We start from the raw sequence: 23,909 nt of genomic DNA on the forward strand, positions 1-23,909 counted from the left end.
AGGCCGGCCCCTCATCCGCCAGCGGGCAGCCTCGCATCTGACTGCGGGCGACGGGCTAGAGGTGGCGCAAAGATGACCACGTTGCCGAGAAGCGTCAGCGCCAGGCCGAACAGGCCCAGACCGCTCCAGTGGTAGCCCTCGAAAACCGTCGACAACGACAGGGCGACGATCGGGAACAGGACGGTGGCATAGGCGGCGCGCGAGGAGCCGATGCGCGACACCAGCATGAGGTAGGTGGTGAAGCCGATCACCGATCCGATTGCCGCAAGATAGAGCATGGCGGCAAGATAGGTGATGTTAGGCGGTGCCACGATCGGCGTTCGCGTCACGGCAATCAGGAAGAGCAGGATAATCGCGCCATAGGTCATGCCCCAGGCGTTGGCGGTCAGCGGTGAGATTCCGACCGCGCTGTTTCGACGCGATGCCATATTGCCCAGCGAGAAGAACAGCGTGCCAAGCGCTGCGAGTCCGATCCCTTTCAACGTGGCCATATCGAAATCGACGACAACGTCCTGTCCGAAAAGAAGCAGAAGCCCGGTTGCTCCGAGCGCGGCTGCGAGAAGCGTGCGGCCGGTAATGCGGTCGCCGAAGAAGAGGCGCGCATTGACGGCGTTGTAGATCGTTGCGAGCGAGAAGATCACCGAGATCAGCCCGGACGGGATAGAGGCGGCGGCGTTGTAGAAACAGATGAAATTGAGGCTGAACAGGCAGAGCGCTTGCGCAAGGATGAAAGGTTGATCGCGCAAGGCAGGCAGCTTGAGCCGCCGCATGACAACCAGGATGGCGACGAGGATAGCTGCTGCAACCGCAAATCTGTAGAAGACCGAGACCAAGACCGGCACGGGACCGACCTGCATCGCAATGGCGATCCAGGTCGTGCCCCATATCAGGACGGTGGCGATGAAAAGAGCGGCATTTGCCATGGCGTGATCCTCGTTTTCCCGACCAATAGGCGAACCGTGAGCAGGCCTCTTGCAGATTCTTGCTACGAAATCGATTTGCCCGGACTTCCGGCTCGCCATACTGGTCGTCCGCCGGTATTGTTCGCGCGGCATGATCAGGTGTGGGGAAGAATTGGTGAAATATAGTCACCCCTCGGTTTTCAGGTTTCTATCCGCATCTCCCACTGCGCAGATGTCACAGTCCATCGATCTGGGGTTCGGGCGATCAGCTGCCATCTGGAGCAATGCACACGACAGGATGAGCTATCAGCGGCCGAACGATCATACGTTCAGTCTTTATCTGAGAGGCGGCGCCGGAACGCGTCGTCTGGATGGCAGCCCCGCCGCTCGCGGCCGTCCGGGAGTGCTGTGCATCATGCCACAGGAGCACTCTTCCGAATGGGAAATCACCGATTTCTCCCAATTCGTCCATCTGTATGTTCCCGACGACCAGATGCGCCGGATGTTTGCCGAGACGTTTGACCGCGATGCTCGGCTCATGGCTCTTCCCGAATTAACCTTCGCAGATGCGCCCGTCTTGGCGCACACGCTTCGGCAGATGACGAAAGCGATGGTGACGGGCGGTCATCTGCTGGCTGAGGAAGCGATGACGCAGGCGATCAACGATTTCTTCGTTGATCCGCGTTATGGAGGGATGCGTCCCTGCGCGATCAGCGGCGGGCTCGCTCCTCATGTGCGGCGCCGGAGTCTGGAGTATATCGAGGCCCATCTCGGTGAGACGATCCGCTTGCAGGATCTGGCGACGATCGGGCAGCTCAGCGCCTTTCATTTTCAGCGGATGTTCCGGGCAAGCTATGGTGTGTCCCCGCATGGCTGGGTGGCTCACCGGCGTATCGAGCGCGCCAAATCGATGTTATCAGGCATGGACCCGATCGCGCAGATCGCTTCGGCCTGCGGCTTCAGCAGCCAGAGCCACATGACGCGGGCATTCAAGTCGGGCACAGGTGTTACACCCTCAGCCTACCGGCAACGACCGTGAAGCCGCTTCGCTCGAGCGCACTTTTGTTTTCCGAAATCAATCCGCGCTTCGACGTCCTGCAAAAGCCGCTCGGCTAAACCGAGCGCTCTTCGGCCTTCCCAAACCTCACTTCACCGCGATGACGACCTTTCCCTTGACGCGTCCGGTTTCCACATAATCCAGCGCCTCGTTGGTCTTCTCGAACGGGAAGGCCCGGTCGATGACGGGGCGGATGGCGCCCGCCTCGATGAGCGCGGTGATCTTGCCGAGTTGCGCGCCGTTTGCCGTCATGAAGAGGAAGGAATAGCCGATCCCCCGGCTTTTCGATTTCCGCCGGATGCCGAAGCTCAAGAAGCGCATGACCTGCTGCAGCAGAAAGCCGAAACCGTTTTGCCGGGCGAAATCGGGATCGGGCGGACCTGATATCGAGATCAGCTTGCCGCCGGGCTTCAGGACGGCGAGCGATTTCTCCAGCGTCTCCTTGCCGAGGCTGTTCAGCACCACGTCATAGCCCTTCAGCACCTTTTCGAAGTCGTCCTTCCTGTAATCGACCACCACATCGGCGCCGAGGCTTTTCACCAGATCGATATTTGCCGTGCTCACGGTCGTCGCCACATGGGCGCCGAGATGTTTGGCAAGCTGGATGGCGATGGTGCCGACGCCGCCGGAGCCCGCATGGATCAGCACCCTTTGGCCCTTCTGCAGCTTGGCGCGCTCGACCAGCGCCTGCCATGCGGTCAGTGCCACAAGCGGAATGGATGCGGCTTCTTCCATGCTGAGATTGGCGGGTTTCAGCGCAACATCGGCAGCGTCGATGGCGATATACTCGGCGAAGGTGCCGATGCGATCCTTGCCGGGACGCGCATAGACCGCGTCGCCGGGTTTGAATTGCCGGACATTGGCGCCCACCCGGACCACGACACCAGCGACATCATTGCCGAGAACCAAGGGAAGCCGGTAAGGCAGGATCAGCTTGAACTCTCCGTCCCGTATCTTGGCATCCAGCGGGTTCACGCTGGCGGCATGGATCTCGACCATGACGTCATTCTCGCGCAGCAGAGGTTCAAGGCTCTGGCCGAGCCTGAGGGCGCCGCCTTTCTTGTAGTGATCGATCAGGAATGCTTTCATAAGGGCGAACTTTCGTTTTTGTGATGAGGCGGCAAGCCAGGATCAATCGGGAAGTTTGTTGAATTTCCGGAGGTTCTTGTCGACGAAGGACTCGGGCAAGAAGCGGCGGATGAAACGGATCTGTCCTGCGGCCTTTCCGGCTGTGTAGCGTCTCCTGGGCGAGGCTGCATTGGCAGCCCGGATGACGGTTGCGGCGACCACCTCGGGCGCATCGCCTTTTGAGACGATCTCGCGCATCAGCCTCTCCGCGTCGGCGCGCACCGCATCATAGACGGCAAGCGGCCGGTCGGGGCGCGTGATGTTCTCCTCGAAGGAGGTGCGGGTGACACCCGGTTCGACGAGCACGACGCGGATGCCCTGTGTGCGCACTTCATGGTCGAGGGATTCCGAATAGCCTTCGATCGCGTGTTTGGTCGCTGCGTAAAGCGCGTTGAAGGGCGCCGGGATCAGCCCAAGGATCGAGCTCAGGTTGATGATCCGGCCGCTACGCTGCCGCCGCATCACTGGCAGCACTGCATTGGTCATGCGCATCGTGCCGAAGACGTTGACGTCGAACACGGCTTTGGCCTGCTCCGTCGTCGACTCCTCGGCGCCGCCGAGCAGGCCGATCCCGGCATTGTTGACCAGCAGATCGATCCGTCCCGTGCGCTTCAGAACCTCATCGACGACGCTCTGCACCGATTGATCGTCGATGACGTCGCAAACCAGCATGGTGATGCCGTCGGCGGTGTCGGCCAACGGCTTTCGGCTGGTGCCGAACACCTTGTAGCCGTCGCGTAGCAAGGCCTTCGCCGTTACCAGCCCGATGCCGGAAGAAGCCCCTGTGACCAGGGCAATGCCGCGTTCTCTTTTGCTCATCGACGTCTGCCTTCGTTTTTGTCGTGGAATATCCATGCGCATTCCGTTACTATCAAATTGATAGCAAGTCACTACTAAAAAGATATCGACATGAAGAATCTTTCGAACCAGCCCTGCCTGATCGCCCGTAGCCTGGCACTCGTCGGCGATGCGTGGAGCATGTTGATCATGCGCGACGCCCATGCGGGGCTGACCCGCTTCGATGAATTTCGCAAAAGCCTCGGCATCGTCCCGACAATGCTGACGGGGCGGCTGTCATCGCTGACCGAGGAAGGATTGCTGGAAAAGCGTCGCTATTCCGAGCGTCCGCCGCGCGATGAATATGTGCTGACCGAAGCCGGCCGCGACTTTCTGCCGGTGCTGTTTGCGATCGGCGCCTGGGGCCGCAAGCATCGCAGCGGCGGTGCAGTCACCCGTTTCTTTGACGCTGCAACCGGAACGGAGATCGATCCCCTCACAATCGACCGCGCGACCGGCGCGGAGATTGGAACCCGTCCTATTCGTATCGCCGCACCCGAATGCGAGCTGCCCGCGGCAGATGGAGCGGCACCTGACAACGCCCTTTGAAAGCGATGTCAGTATCCTTGCCATCACCGCCTCCGGCAATGGCAAGGGTGATCCTTAAATCAAAACCGGCGGCCCAAACGGAGCGCTACGACTGTTGCAGCCCGTAGAGCAGCGGCATCAGTCCTGCGAGCGCCCTGAAGCGCTCCCACGACTTGGATGACGGCTTCGTCCAGCCCGTTTCGGCAAGTGCGGAAAGGCGGGGGAAGACGAGGCGGTCGAAAACGGCGCGATCCGTCATCGGCTCGGACCAGATGCAGGCCTGGATGCCGAGGAGTTTCTGTTTCTGGCTCGCCGTCCAGCCGCCGATGGGATCAAAATTGTAGAGCTTCTCGGCGTCCGAAGTCCCCGCCCAACTGGCGCCGGGCTCATCCCAGTCGGGCCTGAGCGCCATGTCGAGGTAGTAGACCTGTCCGGGGCAGACGACCATTTCGTAGCCGCGCTCGGCAAGTTCGGCAGAGACCTCGACATTGCGCCAGCTGCAGAGATAACTCTTCGATTTGTCGATGACATCGCCGTGGGCCGCCTCTTCCCAGCCGCCGGTGATGCAGCCCTTGCTCGCAAGGAAGCGCTGGACGCGGTTCAGGAACTCCGCCTGCAGGATGGCGGCGCCCGAGCCGTGGATGTCGTCGGCACCGTGGGTATTGGTCACGACGTTCAGCCGCTTGGCATGCGCATCGGCAACCTCGTCGCCCGCCACCGTGCGCAGGCGCTCGAGCGCTTCCGGCGAGCCGGACCACGCGCCAAGCGGAACTTCGTCGGCGCCGAGATGGATGACCTTGAACGGAAAGAGCTCGATGAGTTCTAAGAGGATCGTTTCGATGATCTCATAGGTCTTCTCGCGGGCCGGATTGATGCAATTGTCGGGAAAGCCCTGAACCGAATAATAGCTGCCGGCCTCGGCCGGATCGCGCAGCTCCGGTATCGCCTGCAGCATGGCGTAGCAATGGCCGGGGACATCGATCTCCGGCACGATCTCCACGCCGAAGCTCTTGGCATGGGCGACGATCTCGCGGATCGAAGCCTTGGTGTAATAACCGCCGGTGCGGGCCGGGCTCGAACCGAGCAGCGGCGGAACGGCAAGACCGTGGCCGCGCCAGGCACCGACCGCGGTCAAATCAGGATAGGCGTCGATCTCGACGCGCCATGCTTCGTCGTCGGAAAGGTGCCAGTGGAAACGGTTGAGCTTGTTCCAGGCAAGCACCGCCAGCAGTTTCTTGACCTCAGCCGCACCGTAGAACTGGCGGGCGACGTCGAGATGCAGGCCGCGCCAGCCCATTGACGGCTCATCGACGATCTCGCCGGAAGCCGGAAACTGGAAGACCTCGGGATGCAGCCTTGCACCGCGCCAGATCTGGCCGAGCGTGACGAGGCCGTAGAGAAAGCCGGTCTGGCTGCTTGCCTCGATCGTGATCGCCTCACCCTCGAAGCTCAGCCGATAGGCCTCCGGCCCGAGCCCGGCGGCATCCTTCAGGGCAACTGGAACCGCGCCTTCCGCCTCGCTCCGCATAATGCCTTCGACGGCAAAGAGATGCTCGACCAGCGCTGCGAAACTTCTTGATGCCGCCTCCCCTGCAGCGCTCTGCGACTGCGGCGCAAAACCGGCCGGCAGCGGCCGGCGGGAAGTGACCGCCACATGGTTCGGCCAGGGGATGATCGACACCTGAACGGGCGCATTGACGGGCACCGGATAGATCTCGGCGCCACGCTTCAGCGGCGCATTGCTGACCGAAGATCGCGTCGGCTCTATGCTGAGCACGATCGTGCTTCCATCGGAAAGCGCGAGATAACCGCTTGTCGCGCCGTCCGTCCAGTGACGGAACTGCCAGCTCAGTGCATAGACCGATATCGTCCACGTCTCGCCGGCGCCGAGAACGAAATTGGCCGGTGGCTGGAATTCGGTGAAATTCGAGAGCCGCTGCGAAACCGTGGCGCCTTCGACACGACCGGCCGGATCGACACGGCCTGGGCCGCTCACGCAGAGGGAGAAATTCGAAAGCGGCTCGGTGCCGAGGTTCTTGAGACGCAGGACGTAGGAGAATTCCTTACCGTCAGCAGGCGGGTTCCAAAGGGTTTCAAGCCGCAGGGCTTTCGGTCGAGATGTGGACATGGTCGCTCTTTCTTCTTGGAGATCGGATCATGAGTATTCCGGCACACTACCGGAGCGGAATTGGTGATCGGCATGGGGCAAGCGGCCTTTTCGTGGCAGGCCGAGGGTGTGACGTTGCCGACGATCGCGTAGGCCCAGCCGGTCGGAGGCGGTTGCTGCCGCGAAGGTGGCTCCGATGGAAGTGGCGCGGTGCAGCCTTGCTCAACCTCATGCCCGCGAGCCCGTTGTTTTGAAGTCAATCAAATTGATTTAAGATTGATAGTCAGTTTCCCGCCGAGACGTCAATTGCCGGTTGGAAATTTCTGAAGCGCCTTTCGGACCGGCTCCCGGCAGACATTGTCTGGGCATGACCCTCACGAAAAACGACCGTCAAATCAAGCAGCCGAGCCTTCGCGGCGTATTCATGCAAAAAGTGTCGACTCGTCCTTCGCGTTAACTATTAAGGTACTTTTAAGTACCATAATTAACTCAACGATGGCGAATTGACCTTTCCGAACACGGGTCGATAAGCATGAGGCTGCTCGCCACGGCCCGGATTCACCCGGGATGCAACACATCCAACTCATGGACGGGTCGAACTTCCAATGACGAGCATCAATACGAACAATTCAGCGATGTCTGCCCTTCAGACGCTGCGCAGCATCAACTCCAACCTCGAAACGACGCAGAACAGCGTTTCTACCGGCTATCGGGTCGACACCGCATCCGACAACGCCGCCTACTGGTCGATCGCGACCACGATGCGGTCCGACAACAAGGCGCTTTCGGCCGTCTCCGACGCCCTTGGCCTCGGCGCAGCAAAGGTCGATACTGCCTATACGGCCATGGAAAATGCGATCGATGTCGTCGACGAGATCAAATCCAAGCTTGTGGCAGCGACGGAAGACGGTGTCGACAAATCCAAGGTCCAGGAAGAAATCACGCAGCTTCAGGAACAGCTGCTCAGCATCGCCCAGTCAGCGTCGTTCTCTGGTGAGAACTGGGTCGCGGGCGAAAGCGGCACGAAAAGCGTCGTGTCGTCCTTTGTTCGCGATGGCTCCGGCGCCGTTTCCGTTAAAGTGACGGATTATGCTCTGGATACCAGCTCCACGGGCAACGTGTTGTTCGGCATGAGCAGCGGGACGATCGATACCGCGTCCGGCATCCTCGGGACGGTGGACGCAAATGGCGATTCCGTCTATTCGCTCGACATTACCGACTTCACCACCGGTCAGATCCAGTCGGCGCTGTCAACCATCGAATCGGCGCTGTCGGCAATGACCTCTGCCGGTGCGCAGCTGGGTTCGATCTCGACGCGCATCGAACTGCAGGAAGACTTCGTCGGTGCGCTGTCCGATTCAATCGAGTCGGGCGTGGGACGGCTGGTCGACGCCGACATGGAGGAGGAGTCGAGCAGGCTGTCTGCCTTGCAAACGCAACAGCAGCTTGCGATCCAATCGCTATCGATCGCGAATTCGTCGTCGCAGAATATTCTGTCGCTCTTCCGCAGTTAAGCGCCTGACATATATTACGCCTGAACCAAATCCGTTGAAAAGACGATCGAGCCTGACCCACCTGGTCAGGCTCGATCGCAATTGGGGATGGAAATGCCAATAGCGCCGCGGTCTTTCAAACGCGGCGCTGTAGCACTTTGAATTGCCGCATATTTTACTCTCGATTGATTCCGATTTAAGAAATTATGCAGTAGTCTTCGCACCCTCGGCTGAGAATGCAGCGCGCCGGATCATCGCATGTCGGAACGACTTGAATCTGCCCGCCCTGATGAAACCCCCGCCATCGTCTGGCTCGGCTTCATGGCGATGTGCGTCGGCATGTTCATGGCGATCCTCGACGTTCAGGTGGTGGCGACATCGCTGCCGACCATTCAGTCGGCGCTGGGTATCGATCCCGATCAAATGAGCTGGATACAGACCGCTTATCTCATCGCCGAAGTGGTGGCGATTCCGCTCACCGGCCTCCTGACCCGACTGCTGACGATGCGATGGCTGTTCGTTACCGCCATCAGCCTGTTCGTCGCCGCCTCGGCCGGCTGTGCGGCGAGCGGCAGCTTCGGCGAGCTGGTAGCCTGGCGGGTGCTGCAGGGCTTTTCCGGCGGAACCCTGATCCCCTCGGTGTTTTCAGCCGTGTTCATTCTCTTCCCGAACGAGCGCCAGGCGCTTGCGACGACGATCGCCGGCGTTCTCGCGGTGTTGGCCCCGACCGTCGGACCGATCGTCGGCGGATGGCTGACTGAGACCTACTCCTGGCACTGGCTGTTCCTGATCAACGTTATTCCGGGCATCGTTTCGGCAATCGTCGCTGCGTGGTTCCTGCCGCGGCAGGCGCCCGATCCGTCTGAACTCGGGCATCTCGACACGCTCTCGCTTCTGCTGATGGCAACCGCATTGACGACCCTGGAACTCAGCCTGAAAGAGGCGCCGACGAGCGGCTGGACCTCGGCCTATGTGCTCAGTCTGCTGACGATCTGCCTCACATCGGGAGGCGCGTTCATATGGCGAACGCTGCGCCGACGCCGTCCGATCGTCGATCTCGGCAATTTCGGCGACCGGAACTTTCTGGTCGGCTCGGTTTTGAGCTTTGTGCTCGGCATCGGCCTGTTCGGCTCGGTCTATCTCATGCCGGTCTATCTCGCTTTCATCAGGGGACACGACGCCCTCGAAATTGGCATGACGATGCTGGTCACCGGCATCGCGCAATTGATCACGGCGCCGATCGCGGTGGCGCTGGAGAAGCGGATGGACGCGCGATTGCTGTCGGCGGCCGGTTTCGCTCTCTTTGCGATCGGTGTCGGGATGAGCGCTTTTCAGGATCCTCGTTCGGACTATGACGCGATGTTCTGGCCGCAGGTGGTGCGCGGCGTCGCTATCATGTTCTGCCTGCTGCCGCCGACGCGGCTGGCGCTCGGTACACTGCCGCCAGAGCGCATCCCCGATGCCAGCGGACTTTTCAACCTGATGCGCAATCTCGGCGGGGCCATCGGCATCGCTCTGATCGATACGATCATCTACACGCGCTCGGAGCCGCTGGGACAAGGCCTGTGGACCCGCCTTCAAGCCGGCGACGTCGAGGCTGCGTCATTCGTCGGCGCGCCTCTTCAGACGATAGCGGGGCATAATGGCAGCTTCGACGCGGATACCACGGCACTGCTCGATCCGCTGGTCCAGACCGCGGCAAGCGTCCAGGCCATCAACGAAGCCTGGATGGTGATTGCCGTCCTGACCGGCTGCGCCCTGCTCTCAGTGCCCTTTGCCAGGCGGCCAACGCCAACGTGAAAACTGGGGTTGACGAGGCCGCTCTGAACAGAATCAACCAAGTTGTTGAAAAACCTGGAGCCGAGACTGATGCTGAGATCGGGCTTTCAACTTCCTCGCCGCGAGTTAGTCTCGATGCTCAGGCATGTCTTTCAGCTGATCTTTTGTCCAGGACGTAACTGCGTGAACGTCACCATCTTCATCGCGCATGAAGTCCAGATCGCTGATCGGCACGGAAACAGGTTTCGCGCCAATGCCGAGAAACCCACCGACGTCGATGACGACATTTGCGCTGCTGCCTGAACCGTGCATGTGGTCCACGCTTCCAACCTTGTCGTCATCTGCGCCGTAGACAGTAGCGCCTTCAAGGACTGCGGGCGTTAGTTCGTCGGTGCCAAGTCTCACGTGCTTGCTGTGGTCCATTTTCAAACTCCTCCGTTCGAGCCCATGTGAAAGCCGCCGGGGTGCTGTTTGTTCCTGCGTGAGGCTAAAAGCTGACGCTCAAGAGCTATCGGCCTTTGGGAACCGTTGTCGCTCTTGGTTGTCTAAGCTCCTGTAGATGAACGGTTAACTTGGCGAATGGGTTGAAATCATCAGCCGTGCCGAGCCCCATGGCCCGATCGCGCATTTGGAGCGAAAACTGACCTACGATTTCGGCTTAAAGAACCTGTCGGCTTCCTTCATCGCGTTCTGCGCCGAGCCATACAGCGCGCTTACGGCATCGCGCATTTCGGCAAATGCCTGCATGGTTCGTGGCGAAATGTAATCGCCTCTTGCTTCAGCATTGAGCCGCAAAGCTCTCTCGCAATCGGCGGCAATTCTATCCAGCTCCGGGGAAACCCGATAGAGCCGTTCCAAAATGGCGTCGATGTCACCCTTGGCGCGTTCAGACATTCGTTCTGCCATCAAACCCTCACCGCTGTGTCCCTTTTCCCTGCAGGAGCCGAAGAACTCCTAAAACAGTGTTCCCTGCTCGGCTTCGTCAGCTACTTTCATGTCCGCGTCGCCTCGCCGGCGAAGTTCCGTCTCCGCGCTGAAGCGGAGGTCGGCATCCCGATCGCGAGCAAACGCCTGCAATGCCGCAATATCCAGCCGATCCCAGCTTTTGCCACGCTCTGGGCCAGAAGGTACTCGTGGCAAAAGACCGGGCTCGCTGCTCCATTTCACCAGTTGCTCGAAGGTGGATTCATTCAACATGTCCCGCAAATGGTGTGCGGTTACGTATGCATCGGGCATTGCGCGATGGGCGGGAAGGCCAATCGCGTGCACCAGTCCCTCGGGCATACGCAGATACCGGAGCATCTGGTTGGAGAACCTCGGCAGTTCAGGCCACAGCCGAAGTGCGCATTTCCACGTACATATCCAGGCCGCTCCGCCGGTAAATCTGGGGGTGCAGTAGCGCTGCTCGAAACTTGCCCGATGTGCAGCCAGTGCGATCACTCCACCTTCCGGCCGTAAGACGCTGGAGGCGATTTCTTTCCAAAAAGGTGCCGTCGCGACCTCCGCGTCCACGATGTGATGTATTGCCATCGTCTCAGGAGAGATCGGTCGCCCTGGATTTATAAGCAATGATCCGCGCTCTTCGTCAACCTGCCATCCCCCGTCATGGCCAAGCACGACGTCCTGCCATCCGACCTCGCAAACATCATTCTGGCCATTCCCGGCTGTTTCGAGGTCAACGACCCGGATGCGAGACTTATGATCTACCGGTTTTGATAGGATCCCACTGCTCTCGATCAACATATTTATCTATTTCGGCCGAATGCCGTAAAAGTCCAGATATCGCTCGGACACGATGCGACGGGCTTGCTAACGATTGTCGACAAGGTCGACGTGCTTAACCTGAGCGACATGGCTAAAAGAGGCCTGCTCCGCCACCAGCACTGATCAATTTGGAGAATGTTCCGAGCGGCAGGTCACTGTGCCCAATGTTCCGGAAAATAACCGGGACCACTTACCAGGCCTGAGAGATCGGGACTTTACGCGACGGCGTCACGCCTGTATTGCAGCGCCACTTCAAATCGCCTGCCGACTCGTTGGTTTTCGCGCTTTGAGCAACAAAAAGGGCGCTCCCCGGACACGGGTTGAGCGCCCTATAAGTTTTTCTCCATTGCAATCGCGGACCGAAGCCAGCGCCTGGGAATTGGGAGGCCGGTCGATCAAACCCGGCGGCAACGCGTGATTTTCGGAGACAAAAAAAGAGGGCCGACGGTAAACCGTGGCCCATTAATTGTGGAGATATAAACCTCCAGAGGGGAACAGCTGAAACGACGGAACTGGGAGGAAAGCCGTCGTGTTGCATCAACTATGATCGTTATGCTCCTTTTTTGACCAGTTGGAAAACATTTTTTGTGCAACGCAGCTATGCAATGGCGGACCATCTAGCCGAAAGTAGTCCGTGTTTGAAGGCTGCTACCGCGCCTGGATCTTGAACTTTTTAGAAGGCGTCGATCTGGCGCCGGACTACGCCGCAATGGAACGAGCCATCCACTGGAGAAGAGGCCATGCGTGAGGATGCGATGCCTTTGATCGGGTTCGACGATTTCGCTTGATTTTACTCGGCGTCGTCGTTCGCCTTTGGGAACAGTTGCAGCACATTTGACCCGCTCGGGTGCGCGACAGTGCGAGCCTTTGGGCGCTGCGAGTTGTTTTCCCCAGCCTTTTGGACAGCTGAAACGAGACCTTCCCGCTGGCGATAATAATCTGGCTTGCCAGGCAGGGTGAGGTCAAACTCTTCAAGCATGCGCTCAATAATGTCCATCGCTTCAGCGGCCAGACCAGCATAACCTTCTTGGCGTCGTTCAAAGAAGCCATCGTATCCGGGCCTGGAAAGGTCGAGGCTATCCAACGCATAAGAAAGCGTCTTCACTCGGTTCGACAACCACAAAATTTCTTCTGAAAGCTCGGTATTAAAAAGCCCCCAGTTTGCCTCACGCGGAAGAGCAAGGGTTGGATCGGGAACGTGAAACGCGAATTGGCCTTCATCCATAGGATTGAATTCTGGCATGTCGTGAACGGCCGCATAGCTGGCTCCGACAAAATCGTCTAGGGCAAGCACCGTCAGCATCGCCAGATTTCTAACCTCGGCTTTCGGGCGCCGGTTGATCCCAGACTTCGCAAGTCGAATGACGATGGGAAGCAAGGAGCCAGCGGCTAAACCGCCAGCGCCGATCAACGCTCCCATTGCCATGATCCCTTGAGTGGTTTCGAAGAACTGCGTCAATAGTCACCTCGTTGAATAGGAGCTGCGAGTTGCATCAAGAAGCACGCACAGACGGAATCAGCGGTTTCCGTCCCAGTTTGCCTTGAACTTAAACGATAGGGAACTCCGTTCCCGCCGGTATGGCGCCATCGGGCAACCTGACGCCTCGTCACCGGCGACCACTGTTCCTTTGAGGCCTTGGCAATGACCTATCGCTGCAACTATCGAATTAGAACATCAAGTGATATCGACTGGCCTGGCTTTCAAGGACCAAATCGAGAACCGGCGATGTTGGTAAGATTTCTCTCAACCATTTTGCGTCATCCTCCAATTCCCCTCTGAAGCCAATCGACGAGATCTCAATGGCCACGGACCTTGACCGCAGTTTTCAAATGCCCCGACGCGACGAGCTTGGCCTCTTCACGATCAGCAACGGTTCCGGCCTGTCGATATCGGCGCTGCCGAACGGCACCCTGTTTGCCATCGAATATGCCGACGACAAGGGATCGGTGCAGATCAACCAGATCCAGGGCTCGCCGCTGACCGGCGGCGTCAGTCGCCTTTATCTGCGTATCGGTGGTGCGGCACCTGATGTCGTCGAGCTTGTCGGGTCTTTCGCCGATGGCAGCTTTGGGCACGATGCGACAAGTCTCTCCTGGAGCGGCAAGAGAGGCGATATCGGCTACAATGTCCGCCTCGAGCTTCATCCCTCCGAAACGGCCTGGTTCTGGCGTGTTTCCATCCGGCATCTGAAGGATGGCACGCTGCCGGTCGATCTGGTGCTGATCCAGGACGTCGGTCTTGGCGATCGCGGCTTCCTGATGAACAGCGAAGCCTATGCCTCGCAATATGTCGATCACCATATCGCCGATCACGAGACATTCGGTTCTGTCGTAATGAACCGGCAAAATCTCAAGCAGTCGGGTGCTCGCAACCCCTGGCTCGTGCAGGGCTGCCTCGATGGGGCGGCTGCCTATGCCACCGATGCGATCCAATTGGTACAGGCGAGTGACCGTCTCGGCGACTTGCTGGTCGGCCCCTTCGGCACCAACCTGCCGAGCAAGCGGCGCCAGCAGGAGACGGCATGCCCCGCCATCCAGTCAAAATCGCTTTCCGTCCCGGCAAGCGGTGCGACCGCGACCTTCTTTGCCGTCTTCGCCGCGGATCATCCCGAGGCATCGAGCGATGCCGACCTTTCACGGCTTGACGAGCTTGCGGCGACAGAGGGGACGGCGGCCGATATTGCCGAGGCCGCGCCGGTCCGCAGCCTGCTCCAGGATGCTGCTTTGCTGAAGGCCGAGGCGCTGGATAAAAAAATGATCGGCCAGCTCTATCCGCAACGGAGCCTGGAAGAGCGCGTCGACGGAAAGCTTCTTTCGTTTTTCGTCTCCGACGGCGTTTTGAACCGCCATGTGGTCCTGCGCGACAAGGAGCTCTTGGTAGCGCGCCGTCACGGGGCGATCGTCAGAAGCGGTGAGAATATGCTGCTCGACGATAGGACGCTTGCCGCGACCTGCTGGATGCAGGGTATTTTCGCGGCCCAGCTGACGATCGGCAATACGTCCTTTCACAAGCTCTTTTCGGTCTCCCGCGACCCCTACAATCTGACCCGCGCCAGCGGGCTGCGCATCATGGCCGATGTCGGCGCCGGCTGGCAGCTTCTGGCGGTGCCGTCGGCTTTCGAAATGGGGCTCAGCGATTGCCGCTGGATCTATCGCCTCCCTGAATGCACGATCATCGTGTCGGCGGTCGCCTCCGGCGAGGATGCGGCGATGCAGTGGACCGTCTCCGTCGAGGGCGAGCCGTGCCGCTTCCTGGTGTTTGGTCATGTCGTGCTCGGCGAGCGCGAATATGATGCGGGCGGGCAGATCGAATTCGATACGTCGGGCAAACGCATTCTTTTCCGGCCGGACCCGGCCTGGCTCTGGGGCGAGCGTTATCCCGACGCCGGCTACTGGCTGGTGAGTTCGACGCCCGATGCCATCGAAGAGATCGGCGGCGACGAACTGCTCTACAGCGATGGGGTAACACGCAACGGCGCTTTCGTGGCACTACGATCACTGATGACGCAGGCGCTGTCGTTCGCTGTCGTCGGCTCGATGACAGATGCGGCGGAAGCCGAGCGCCTGGCGCAGCGTTATCAGGCCGGCGTCACCGATGAAGCCATGCTTGCCCCGGCATCGAAATTCTGGCGGAACACCGTGCGCGGCCTGACGGTCGCCAGCACGTCACCCGACCTTGCCGCGCAGACGACCCTGCTGCCCTGGCTCGCCCATGATGCAATCGTGCATCTAAGCGTGCCGCACGGCCTCGAGCAATATACGGGTGCGGCCTGGGGCACACGCGACGCCTGCCAGGGGCCGATAGAATTCCTGCTCGCCTACGAGCATGACCGCGAAGCCAAGCAGGTGCTGAAAACCGTCTTCAGCGAACAATACCTGGGAAAAGGCGACTGGCCGCAATGGTTCATGCTGGAGCCCTATGCCAACATCCGGGCGGGCGATAGTCACGGCGATATCGTCGTCTGGCCGCTGAAGGCGCTCTGCGACTATATCGAAGCGACCGGCGATCTCGCCATCCTCGACGAGAAAGTCTCCTGGCGCGATGAAAAGACGATGGCCAGGGCGGAGCTCGACACTATCGCAATCCATGTCGAGAAGCTGCTCGATACCGTTCGCGAAGCTTTCATCCCCGGAACGCATCTGATCCGCTATGGCGAGGGAGACTGGAACGATTCTCTGCAGCCGGCCGATCCGCATCTGCGCGACTGGATGGTCAGCAGCTGGACCGTTGCCCTGCTCTACGAGCAGATCGTGCGTTATTCGGCGATCCTGCGCCGCCTCGGCCATGGCGGCAAGGCGAAAGGCTTGAGGAAGATCGCAACGGCGATGCGCCGGGATTTCAACCGCCATCTCGTGCGCGACGGCGTCGTGGCCGGCTACGGTATCTTCGAACCCAGCCATGACGGCGTCGAATTGCTGCTGCACCCGAGCGACCGGCGCACCGGCCTGCATTTTTCGCTGATCTCGATGACGCAGGCGATGCTCGGCGGCCTCTTCACGCCGGCTCAAAGACAGGGTCATATGAAGCTGATCGAAGAGCATCTGCTCTTTCCTGACGGCGTACGACTGATGGAGAAGCCCGCGACCTATGCCGGCGGACCCGAGACGCTGTTTCGCCGCGCCGAATCCTCCTCCTTCTTCGGCCGCGAGATCGGGCTGATGTATGTGCATGCGCATCTGCGCTACTGCGAAACGCTGGCGCTTGATGCCGAAGCGGAAGAGCTCTGGAAGGCGATCGCCCTCGTCAACCCGATTTCGGTCACATCGGCGCTGCCGCATGCATCACTGCGCCAGCGCAACACCTATTTCAGCAGCAGCGATGCGGCTTTCCATGACCGTTATCAGGCAGCGGCCGAATGGGAGCGCGTCAAGGCGGGAAAGATCGCCGTCGACGGCGGATGGCGAATCTATTCAAGCGGCCCCGGGCTTTACACCAGGAGCTTCGTCGAAAATATCCTCGGCTTCAAACGGCGCTTCGGCCGCCGCAAACGCAAGCCGCTTCTTCCCGCGGTCCACGCCTCTGCCGATCTGCAAACCGACCACGCCGTCTGGCGCCGGCTGATGAAGCCGAAGCCTGAGGTGTGAAGCGGGCGCGCCTCATGCGCCGCGGCATTATGCGGTAGCGTCACGCAACTCTTCGAAGCGCGCGGCGCTCTTCGACAGGTGGCTTCGGATGGCGCGGCGCGCGGCGGGCTCGTCGCGGTCGCGGATCGCCGCGAATATGGCATGGTGTTCCCTGCGCATGCGCGCCGCATGGCGCTTGCGCTCGGCTGATGTCATCTTGTCCAGGCGCGCCCATTGCCGTGGCACCATGATGTTGCCGAACGTATCGAAGAGACGGCCGTAATAGGAGTTCTGCGTCGCGACCAGAATGGATCTGTGGAAGGCGTAGTCTTCTTGCGCGCCGTATCCACCCTCCTCAAGCGCCTTGTCGAGGGCATCGAGACGATCCTGCATGCGGTCGATATCCTCCTGGGTGCGCCGCAACGCGGCAAGACCGGCGGCTTCGTATTCGACCCCCATGCGCAGCTCCAGCACGCGCAGAACCTCGTCGATCGACTGCAGGTCGTTGGGAATGATGGAGAAGGATCGGGGCGTCGGATCGTTCGAGACGAAAGCCCCAAGGCCTTGCCGCGTGGTGATCAGCCCCTTCGCGCGCAGCGCTGCGAGCGCTTCGCGAACGATCGTCCGGCTGACGCCTGTCGCTATCATGATCGCCTGTTCGGTCGGCAGGCGCTGGCCGGGCTTCAGGTCGCCGGACTCGATTTGCGCCGTCAGCATATCGGCAAGGTTGCTACGCAGGTTCGGCGCCTGCTGAATGGTGTTGAAGACCGCGTTGTCCTTGTCTGCCATCCTGTTTCGAGATCCTGGTGTCGAGGCGGCTGCGCCGACCCGTTTCCTGTTCGCATTCCACATATAAGTCGAGAGCGTCGGCAGCGGCCCTCGCTCACAATCCCGAAAATCCGAATCGATTTTCGGGGTTATGCGCAGATCGAAGCGATAGAGCGTCCTGGCGCGTCTGAAAAGACGCGAGGCGCTCTCGGTGTGATCGGTTGGTGAGACCGATCAGCGCGCCAGCCAGCCGCCATCGACGGGCAGCACCGTTCCATGCACGTAGTCGGATGCCGACGATGCCAGGAATACCGCCGCACCGCCGAGTTCGGACGGCGTTCCCCAGCGCCCGGCCGGGATGCGGGAAAGGATGGCGGCATTGCGGTCGGCATCCTCGCGCAGCGCCGTGGTGTTGTTGGTGACGAAGTAGCCAGGGGCAATGGCGTTGACGTTGACGCCCTTCCCGGCCCATTCGCAGGCAAGCAGCTTGGTCAGTCCGGCGAGGCCGCTTTTCGATGCGGTATAGGACGGAATCCGGATGCCGCCCTGGAAGGAGAGCAGCGAGGCGATGTTGATGATCTTGCCCCTGCCCTTGTCGACCATATGGCGGCCGGCTGCCTGCGACAGGAAGAAGGCGGTCTTCAGATTGACGTCGATCACCGCGTCCCAGTCTTCCTCGGTGAAATCGAGCGCATCGGCGCGGCGGATGATGCCGGCATTGTTGACGAGGATGTCGAGGCCGCCGAAGGTCTGGATGGCCTCAGTGACGATTCCCTTGACCGGTTCGATGCTGGCAAGGTCGGCCTTGACGACATGGAAGCGGCTTCCCGCTTCCTTCACCAGCGCCTCGGTTTCGTCCATCGAGGAGCGCCCGACGGCGACGATCGACGCACCGGCTCCTGCCAGTGCGGCCGCGATGGCCTGGCCGAGGCCAGTATTGGCGCCGGTGACGACGGCAGTCCTGCCGGAAAGGTCGAAGGGATTTGCCACGACGCTCACCTCAGATCCGCAATGGCGATATGGTCCATGTCGGTGAAGCTCTTATTGTCGCCGGCCATCGCCCAGATGAAGCTGTAATTCTTGGTGCCGGCGCCCGAATGGATCGACCAGGGCGGCGAGATGACCGCCTGTTCGTTGGCGACAAGCATATGCCGGGTCTGCTGCGGCTCGCCCATGAAGTGGAAGACGCGCTGCTCTGCTTCGAGATCGAAATAGAGATAGGCTTCCATGCGGCGGTCATGCGTGTGGGCCGGCATTGTGTTCCAGACGCTGCCCGGCTCGATCATGGTGAAGCCCAGAGTGAGTTGGCAGGACTGGCAGACCTCAGGATGGATGAACTGGTAGATCGACCGCTTGTTGGCCGTCGCGGCTTCGCCCGGCGTCAGGTGACGGGCCTTTTCGCGGGTGAGCAACACGGTCGGGTGCGTTTGATGGGCTGGCGTCGAGACCAGATAGAACTTTGCCGGATTGGCGGTATCCGTGCTCTCGAATCTGATGTCCTTGGAACCCTTGCCGACATAGAGGCAATCATATTTGGCAAGATCGTAATTCGTGCCGTCGACGATGATGCGGCCGGCACCGCCGATGTTCAGAGCGCCCAGTTCACGTTCGGCAAGGAAGGTTTCCTGTCCGATCGCTGTCGGCGCCGTCAGCGTCAGCCCGGGGCCGATCGGCGTCGCGCCGCCGATGACCATCCGGTCGTAATGCGAATAGGTGAGCCGGATCTCGCCGCTCGAGAAGACGGTTTCCACCAGAAAGTGACGCCTCAGCGTCTCCGTGTCGAAATCACGCACGGCCTCCGGATGGGAGGCGTGCCTCACGTCGATCTGCATGTCAATTTTCCTTCCGCTTCATTGTCGCCAGGGGTCGTCGCTATTGCGCAAGCCGGTCTTGTCCGGCGTATTCCGCTGCGGCGGTATCCATCCGGTTACATAGTTGTACGACAAGTTTGGTGTCAACAGCTTTGTCCGTGCGCGCTTGAAGAGATGCACGGGCCGGCAAGAGCACGAAAGCAAAATTGCGAATAAGCAAAACGCCGGAGGCGATGACCCCATCGTCATACGATGGATCGATCGCAGGCGGTCGCTCTTGGCGCGATCCGGCAATGCTATCGCCCAAAACGAAAAAGCCTGCCGCGGGAGGAGGTGCGGCAGGCTTTCGTAAAAAACCGAACGACAGCTGGGAGGAGGAGTGCTGTCATTCCACAGACGACCCTGGGAGGAGGATGGGGCGCCTGTATATCGAAGGGATGCGGGAGGAGGTGCATCGCTTCGATAGAAATAATCATACTTATTTGTTGCTCAGTTGGTAGGCATTTCTTTGCAGGGCAGCTATGCGTTATGCGAAAAGCGGGAGGCTCGATCGCCTTGATTCCACCTTGCCGGAAGCACAAAAGCAAAGCGCCCGCTCGGGAAGAAGCAGGCGCTGACATGGTCTTGAAAATGCTTGGTCTAAGCTGCCGTTAGCGGGCGATGGCTGCGCGCGCGACGTTGCGGATGTCGCCGCGGCCGATGCCGAGGTCGTCCAGTTCGCGTGCGGACATACGACCCAGTTCGGCGACCGTCTGACGGTACTTGCGCCAGTTGTTGAAAGAGCGTGCTACGTTCATGATGATCCCCTTTCGTGGGCTTTCGAAGCTTAGCTGCCAGTCCTTGGCGCTTTGTTCGCTTCGATGAGTTGTATATAGTATGGGGCATCCGATTATTGCAGCGCCAATGCATCACTGCACCTATGCGGCAGTTGCATGGGTCGCCATATCTAGCAGCCAATCAGGATCCGAATCGCTTCGCGGTCAGAGTTTGAAACGATCGAAGGCCGTCAGCCGCACCATCGGCGGCTCCGCTTCGGCCCATCGGTAAATATCCGAGCGCAGATAGGAGAGTTCGTCGTTGAGATCCTCTTCGCCGACTTCGATCCACCAGGACTTCAGGCGGCCGTCGCTGCCGTCCGACCAGCGATAACCCCTTGCCTTCAGATGATCCTTCATCTCGAACGGGCTGTGTTCGGCAAAGACGCGGATGCGCGAGCGCTGGCTGGCGCGGTAAAGCTCGGTGAACGGGCTTTCACCGTCGTGTTGCTCTCGATCGAGGATTTCCAGCAGCGCATGGCAGTCGTCCACGGCACGATGGCCTTCATGGAAATATCCGGCCTGGCCGACGAGATAGCCGAGCTTCGTGCCTTCGAAGCCGCGGGCGCTCCAGTCGATCTCCGAAACCGAGCATGCCCAGGCCTTGCCGGTGAAAATCTTTGAGAAGGCCTCGCAGAACGGCCGGTCGAATCCGGCATTATGGGCGATGATCAGATCCGCCGGCTCGATCAGAGTTCTCAGCGACTGGATATCGATGAGCTGCCCTTCGACCATCGCATCGGTAATACCCGTCAGCCGGGTGATCTCGGGCGGGATCGGCCGGGACGGCTGTTGCAGGCCGCCGTAAATGCCGACGATATCGCCGATCGCCCCATCATCGTTGAAGGTGAAGGCGACGGCGCCGATTTCGATGATCTCGTCGCTGCGGTGGTTGAGACCGGTGGTTTCCGTATCGAGAATGACGCCAAGGCGCGAAAATCCGGGCCGTTTGACTGACGCAATCGGGCGGGCGACCAGCTTTCTCAAGATGCGATAGTTGCCGCTCTCTTCGAGCGCCCGCGCCACGTCCTCATCGGAGTGGACGACCGGCTGCGACGGCCGCCGGCGCGCTGGACCGCGCGCCTTAGCCGTCACGGGCGATGCCTTGGCAAACATGTCGAGTTGCGAATCTCTGTGCACGCTCATCGAATCTATATGTCACGCAGACGCGATTTAATCCATCGCACGGACAGCGCTGCGCCTCTTTTCGAGAGGCGCAAAGGACGCAACAAAGCATGTCGCGCAAAAGTGTGGAGCGATTTTGCGACAACGACATGCGCAAAACAAAGACCTAAAGCGTGGCAAGCGAATCTGAAAGAACGCGACGCGCTTTAGCGCGTTGAATTATGCAGTAGCCAGATGCGATGGGGTATAAACGCCTGCCGATTTGTCCGGCGGGAAGCGCAGCCGGCAGACCGCGCCAGGACTACGATTGTCGATCGTCACCTCGCCGCCGTGCATGCGCAGGATGTCGCGAACAAGGTTGAGACCGAGGCCGGCACCGCGTCCGTCGTGATGGCGCTTGAAGAACGGCTCGAATATCCGATCCTCCATATCGGCGGGGATGCCCGGTCCCTCGTCGCTGACTTCGATCCAGTTGCAGCCTGATGTCAGCGAGATGATGCCTTTCCTGCCGCCGTGGTTGATCGCGTTCTGCAGGATGTTCATCAGGGCGCGCTGCAGCGCCAGGGGATCGCCCTCGATCTCGCCGGCGCCGTCGACATCGAACTGCACCGTGTAACCGGCGGCAAAGGCCAGTGGCGCCATCTCGATGATGACCTTCCTCGCCAGTTGGCCGAGATCGATCTTGATGAACTGGACCTTGCCCTGTTTCAGTCGCTGAAGATCGAGCATCTGCTCGGTGAGAACCGCAAGCCTTGCGGCATCTTCCAACAGGTCGGTCTTGATTGAACTGTGCGGCAGGGATCCAATTCTCGTGTTCAGGATGGCGATCGGTGTGCGCAGTTCATGGGCGGCATCGGTCAGAAACCGTTCCTGCCGCTCATAACCCTCGTCGAGACGGCCGAGCGCGCGGTTGACGGCATGCACCAGCGGCGCGATCTCTTCGGGAGTATCGTTTTCCGACAGCCGCCCGCCACGCTGGTCGATATCGATCGTATCGGCCTGGAGCGCGGCCTGGTCGATCCCGACCAGCGACCTTCGCACGACCAGCGGCGTCGCGATCAACGCACCCAACGCCATCACTGCGACGATCGGAATAACAATTTTCGCAAGGACCAGCGAAAGCTTGAGCAGGATGAAGGTGGACGAGTTTGGGCCGTCGGTGCCCGTCAGAAACTGCACCTGTCCCCCATCCGTGGCAATCCACTTCATTCGGGCAGCCGGACGGTCGTGGTCGTCGAGATTCGAGCCGAATTTGGCCTGGCCGACATGATCGAGCGTGTTGCCGATTGCAGCGTATTCTTCCGGAACCAGGCCCTCGGTCAAAACATGACCCTGCAGGTCGCGTATGGTGTACCAGAGATCGGGCGCGTCCTTGCGCAGCTGTCGCAGATCCTCGGTCTCCCTCAGGCTCAATTCTCCGGTGGGCTGGCGGAACACGGCCTGGCGCAGGACCTCGATCGTGCCCTCCGTCGACCTGAATTCGGATATCTTGCCAACCGAAATCAGCACGATCATCACCAGGATGAGGACGACCGATTGGACGGCAAGGAGCCGCCAGAACAGGCGCTTGCGCAGCGAATAGGAGCATCGTTTGCTCATGATGCTTCACGCAGGAGATAACCCACGCCCCGGATAACGTTGATGACGACACCTGCTTGCGATGCCGCCAGCTTGCGCCGCAACCGCGATATGTGGGAATCGAGCGCGTTCGACTGGATCTCGTCGTCGAAGCCGAAGACCGCTTCCATCAAGGCCGGTCGCGGCACCATACGACCGGCACGGCGCATGAGGCATTCGAGCACCAACGCCTCCCGGCGCGGCATTTCCAAACGCAGGCCGGAGACGATGATGTCGCAATAGGTCGGATCGAACGAAAGCCGCCCGATCGAGATCAGCGCCGGGCGCAAGGTTTCGGAGCGGCGCATCACGGCACGCAGCCGCGCCAGAAGTTCGTCGAAGACGAAGGGCTTGGCAAGGTAATCGTCGGCCCCGGTCTCAAGGCCGGTGATCCTGTCTGGAACCTCTCCCTTGGCGGTAATGACGATGATCGGCAACGTCAGCCCCTTCTTGCGGATCTTCGGAATGAGTTCGAGACCATCGCCGTCGGGCAATTGCCGATCCAGAAGCACGGCGTCGTAGGCGCCGTCGCCGATCACCATCTCGGCGTCGCACAGCGTCGAAACGTGATCCATCACCATGTCGTGCCTGGTCAGGGCGCCTCGGAGCGCCACGGCCATTTGAGGTTCATCCTCGATCAGTAGTATGCGCATCTCATATTCCTATCGGGGGTGCCTATCGGGGACTGCCGGTCCTCAGGTGGAAACCATATCACCATCAAGCAAGGCGGCGGTGCCTTCAGAGCATCGAATGGAAGATCGCCGCCTCGTAGCAAAGGATCCTATCCATCATGATGCACGGCGCTGCTCGATCAAAGCCATCGGTTGGTACCTGCGGCTGATGCGGTAGACTGCGGCCGGCGGGATATTGCGCAAGGTCCAGTCGATCCTCTTTGAGACAAGACCGAGGGAGTCGAGGATTTCGATGGGCACCGAGCATTTTGGGCCAAAGGTCAGGCCCGCAAGGCGCGGGCCTGATGGCGTGATCGAAGCGATGCACAGCGGCGCACGAAGCCAAGCAAGAAGAAAGCGTCGTCGATCGAAACGTGGCATTGGACCTTCACAGTGGCTGATTGATTCCACCCATGAACCGGCTCAACATTGCAACAGTCTGT

The 23,909-nt window shown here is 60.1% G+C and carries 21 protein-coding genes; 5 read left to right on the plus strand and 16 right to left on the minus strand.

Features of this window, described 5'->3' with window-relative positions; genetic code table 11:
• Window positions 1–11: 11 nt before the first annotated feature.
• Window positions 12–923 (minus strand): DMT family transporter, encoded by a 912-nt coding sequence (locus tag ACM5SV_RS04965; RefSeq protein WP_017996929.1) that lies wholly within the window; start codon window positions 921–923, stop codon window positions 12–14.
• Window positions 924–1,200: 277 nt separating this feature from the next.
• Between ACM5SV_RS04965 and ACM5SV_RS04970 the strand changes: the two genes are divergently transcribed.
• Window positions 1,201–1,941, plus strand: a complete 741-nt coding sequence (locus ACM5SV_RS04970; protein WP_017996928.1) for a helix-turn-helix domain-containing protein — start codon at window positions 1,201–1,203, stop codon at window positions 1,939–1,941.
• Window positions 1,942–2,046: 105 nt separating this feature from the next.
• Here the strand turns inward: ACM5SV_RS04970 and ACM5SV_RS04975 are convergent, their stop codons facing one another.
• Both ACM5SV_RS04975 and ACM5SV_RS04980 read right to left on the minus strand, forming a co-directional pair.
• A complete protein-coding gene (locus ACM5SV_RS04975) occupies window positions 2,047–3,048 on the minus strand; it encodes an NADP-dependent oxidoreductase (RefSeq protein ID WP_017996927.1) in 1,002 nt (333 codons plus the stop codon).
• A 42-nt stretch (window positions 3,049–3,090) separates the two neighbouring features.
• On the minus strand, window positions 3,091–3,906 hold the full coding sequence (locus ACM5SV_RS04980; protein ID WP_017996926.1) for an oxidoreductase: 816 nt from the start codon (window positions 3,904–3,906) through the stop codon (window positions 3,091–3,093).
• A gap of 90 nt (window positions 3,907–3,996) precedes the next feature.
• Here ACM5SV_RS04980 and ACM5SV_RS04985 point away from each other — a divergent pair, with 90 nt between their 5' ends.
• Window positions 3,997–4,473 (plus strand): winged helix-turn-helix transcriptional regulator, encoded by a 477-nt coding sequence (locus ACM5SV_RS04985; protein ID WP_012763196.1) that lies wholly within the window; start codon window positions 3,997–3,999, stop codon window positions 4,471–4,473.
• A gap of 85 nt (window positions 4,474–4,558) precedes the next feature.
• On the opposite strand, the gene ACM5SV_RS04990 is transcribed toward ACM5SV_RS04985, so the two are convergent.
• On the minus strand, window positions 4,559–6,580 hold the full coding sequence (locus tag ACM5SV_RS04990; RefSeq protein WP_017996925.1) for a beta-N-acetylhexosaminidase: 2,022 nt from the start codon (window positions 6,578–6,580) through the stop codon (window positions 4,559–4,561).
• A gap of 584 nt (window positions 6,581–7,164) precedes the next feature.
• Between ACM5SV_RS04990 and ACM5SV_RS04995 the strand changes: the two genes are divergently transcribed.
• Both ACM5SV_RS04995 and ACM5SV_RS05000 read left to right on the plus strand, forming a co-directional pair.
• A complete protein-coding gene (locus ACM5SV_RS04995; protein WP_012763194.1) occupies window positions 7,165–8,073 on the plus strand; it encodes a flagellin in 909 nt (302 codons plus the stop codon).
• 237 nt (window positions 8,074–8,310) lie between these two features.
• Entirely contained in the window at window positions 8,311–9,852 is a 1,542-nt protein-coding gene (locus tag ACM5SV_RS05000) for a DHA2 family efflux MFS transporter permease subunit (protein ID WP_017996924.1), read from the plus strand.
• 105 nt (window positions 9,853–9,957) lie between these two features.
• On the opposite strand, the gene ACM5SV_RS05005 is transcribed toward ACM5SV_RS05000, so the two are convergent.
• From ACM5SV_RS05005 to ACM5SV_RS05020, 4 genes are all read right to left on the minus strand, one after another.
• Complete coding sequence (locus ACM5SV_RS05005) at window positions 9,958–10,254, minus strand: PRC-barrel domain-containing protein (RefSeq protein ID WP_012763192.1); 297 nt, start codon at window positions 10,252–10,254, stop codon at window positions 9,958–9,960.
• Window positions 10,255–10,476: 222 nt separating this feature from the next.
• The gene (locus ACM5SV_RS05010) at window positions 10,477–10,737 is read right to left on the minus strand and encodes a hypothetical protein (RefSeq protein WP_012763191.1); all 261 of its coding nucleotides are present in this window, start codon (window positions 10,735–10,737) and stop codon (window positions 10,477–10,479) included.
• Between the two features lie 48 nt (window positions 10,738–10,785).
• Window positions 10,786–11,574 (minus strand): DNA polymerase III subunit epsilon, encoded by a 789-nt coding sequence (locus ACM5SV_RS05015; RefSeq protein ID WP_419425100.1) that lies wholly within the window; start codon window positions 11,572–11,574, stop codon window positions 10,786–10,788.
• Between the two features lie 811 nt (window positions 11,575–12,385).
• Window positions 12,386–13,054: a hypothetical protein gene (locus ACM5SV_RS05020; protein ID WP_221973681.1), complete on the minus strand. Its 669-nt coding sequence runs from the start codon at window positions 13,052–13,054 to the stop codon at window positions 12,386–12,388.
• A 341-nt stretch (window positions 13,055–13,395) separates the two neighbouring features.
• Between ACM5SV_RS05020 and ACM5SV_RS05025 the strand changes: the two genes are divergently transcribed.
• Window positions 13,396–16,680: a GH36-type glycosyl hydrolase domain-containing protein gene (locus tag ACM5SV_RS05025; protein WP_419425101.1), complete on the plus strand. Its 3,285-nt coding sequence runs from the start codon at window positions 13,396–13,398 to the stop codon at window positions 16,678–16,680.
• Between the two features lie 27 nt (window positions 16,681–16,707).
• On the opposite strand, the gene ACM5SV_RS05030 is transcribed toward ACM5SV_RS05025, so the two are convergent.
• From ACM5SV_RS05030 to ACM5SV_RS05065, 8 genes are all read right to left on the minus strand, one after another.
• Window positions 16,708–17,448, minus strand: coding sequence for a FadR/GntR family transcriptional regulator (locus tag ACM5SV_RS05030; RefSeq protein WP_012763187.1), 741 nt, complete (start codon window positions 17,446–17,448; stop codon window positions 16,708–16,710).
• A gap of 213 nt (window positions 17,449–17,661) precedes the next feature.
• On the minus strand, window positions 17,662–18,426 hold the full coding sequence (kduD, locus tag ACM5SV_RS05035) for a 2-dehydro-3-deoxy-D-gluconate 5-dehydrogenase KduD (protein WP_281024061.1): 765 nt from the start codon (window positions 18,424–18,426) through the stop codon (window positions 17,662–17,664).
• Window positions 18,423–19,259, minus strand: a complete 837-nt coding sequence (gene kduI, locus ACM5SV_RS05040; RefSeq protein ID WP_419425102.1) for a 5-dehydro-4-deoxy-D-glucuronate isomerase — start codon at window positions 19,257–19,259, stop codon at window positions 18,423–18,425. Before kduI ends, kduD begins: the two co-directional genes overlap by 4 nt.
• Before the next feature lie 629 nt (window positions 19,260–19,888).
• A complete protein-coding gene (locus ACM5SV_RS05045) occupies window positions 19,889–20,035 on the minus strand; it encodes a DUF1127 domain-containing protein (RefSeq protein ID WP_003594835.1) in 147 nt (48 codons plus the stop codon).
• Window positions 20,036–20,218: 183 nt separating this feature from the next.
• Window positions 20,219–21,199, minus strand: coding sequence for a 3'-5' exonuclease (locus ACM5SV_RS05050; protein WP_128450425.1), 981 nt, complete (start codon window positions 21,197–21,199; stop codon window positions 20,219–20,221).
• A 198-nt stretch (window positions 21,200–21,397) separates the two neighbouring features.
• Window positions 21,398–22,777 carry an ATP-binding protein gene (locus ACM5SV_RS05055; RefSeq protein ID WP_222059554.1) on the minus strand — a complete coding sequence of 460 codons (1,380 nt, stop codon included), beginning with the start codon at window positions 22,775–22,777 and terminating at the stop codon, window positions 21,398–21,400.
• Window positions 22,774–23,448, minus strand: coding sequence for a response regulator transcription factor (locus ACM5SV_RS05060; RefSeq protein WP_012763182.1), 675 nt, complete (start codon window positions 23,446–23,448; stop codon window positions 22,774–22,776). Before ACM5SV_RS05060 ends, ACM5SV_RS05055 begins: the two co-directional genes overlap by 4 nt.
• Window positions 23,449–23,583: 135 nt before the next feature.
• On the minus strand, window positions 23,584–23,847 hold the full coding sequence (locus ACM5SV_RS05065) for a hypothetical protein (RefSeq protein ID WP_128405903.1): 264 nt from the start codon (window positions 23,845–23,847) through the stop codon (window positions 23,584–23,586).
• Between the last annotated feature and the right edge of the window lie 62 nt (window positions 23,848–23,909).

The sequence above is a fragment of the Rhizobium sp. CRRU65 genome (assembly GCF_048551595.1).
Lineage (GTDB): Bacteria > Pseudomonadota > Alphaproteobacteria > Rhizobiales > Rhizobiaceae > Rhizobium > Rhizobium leguminosarum_J.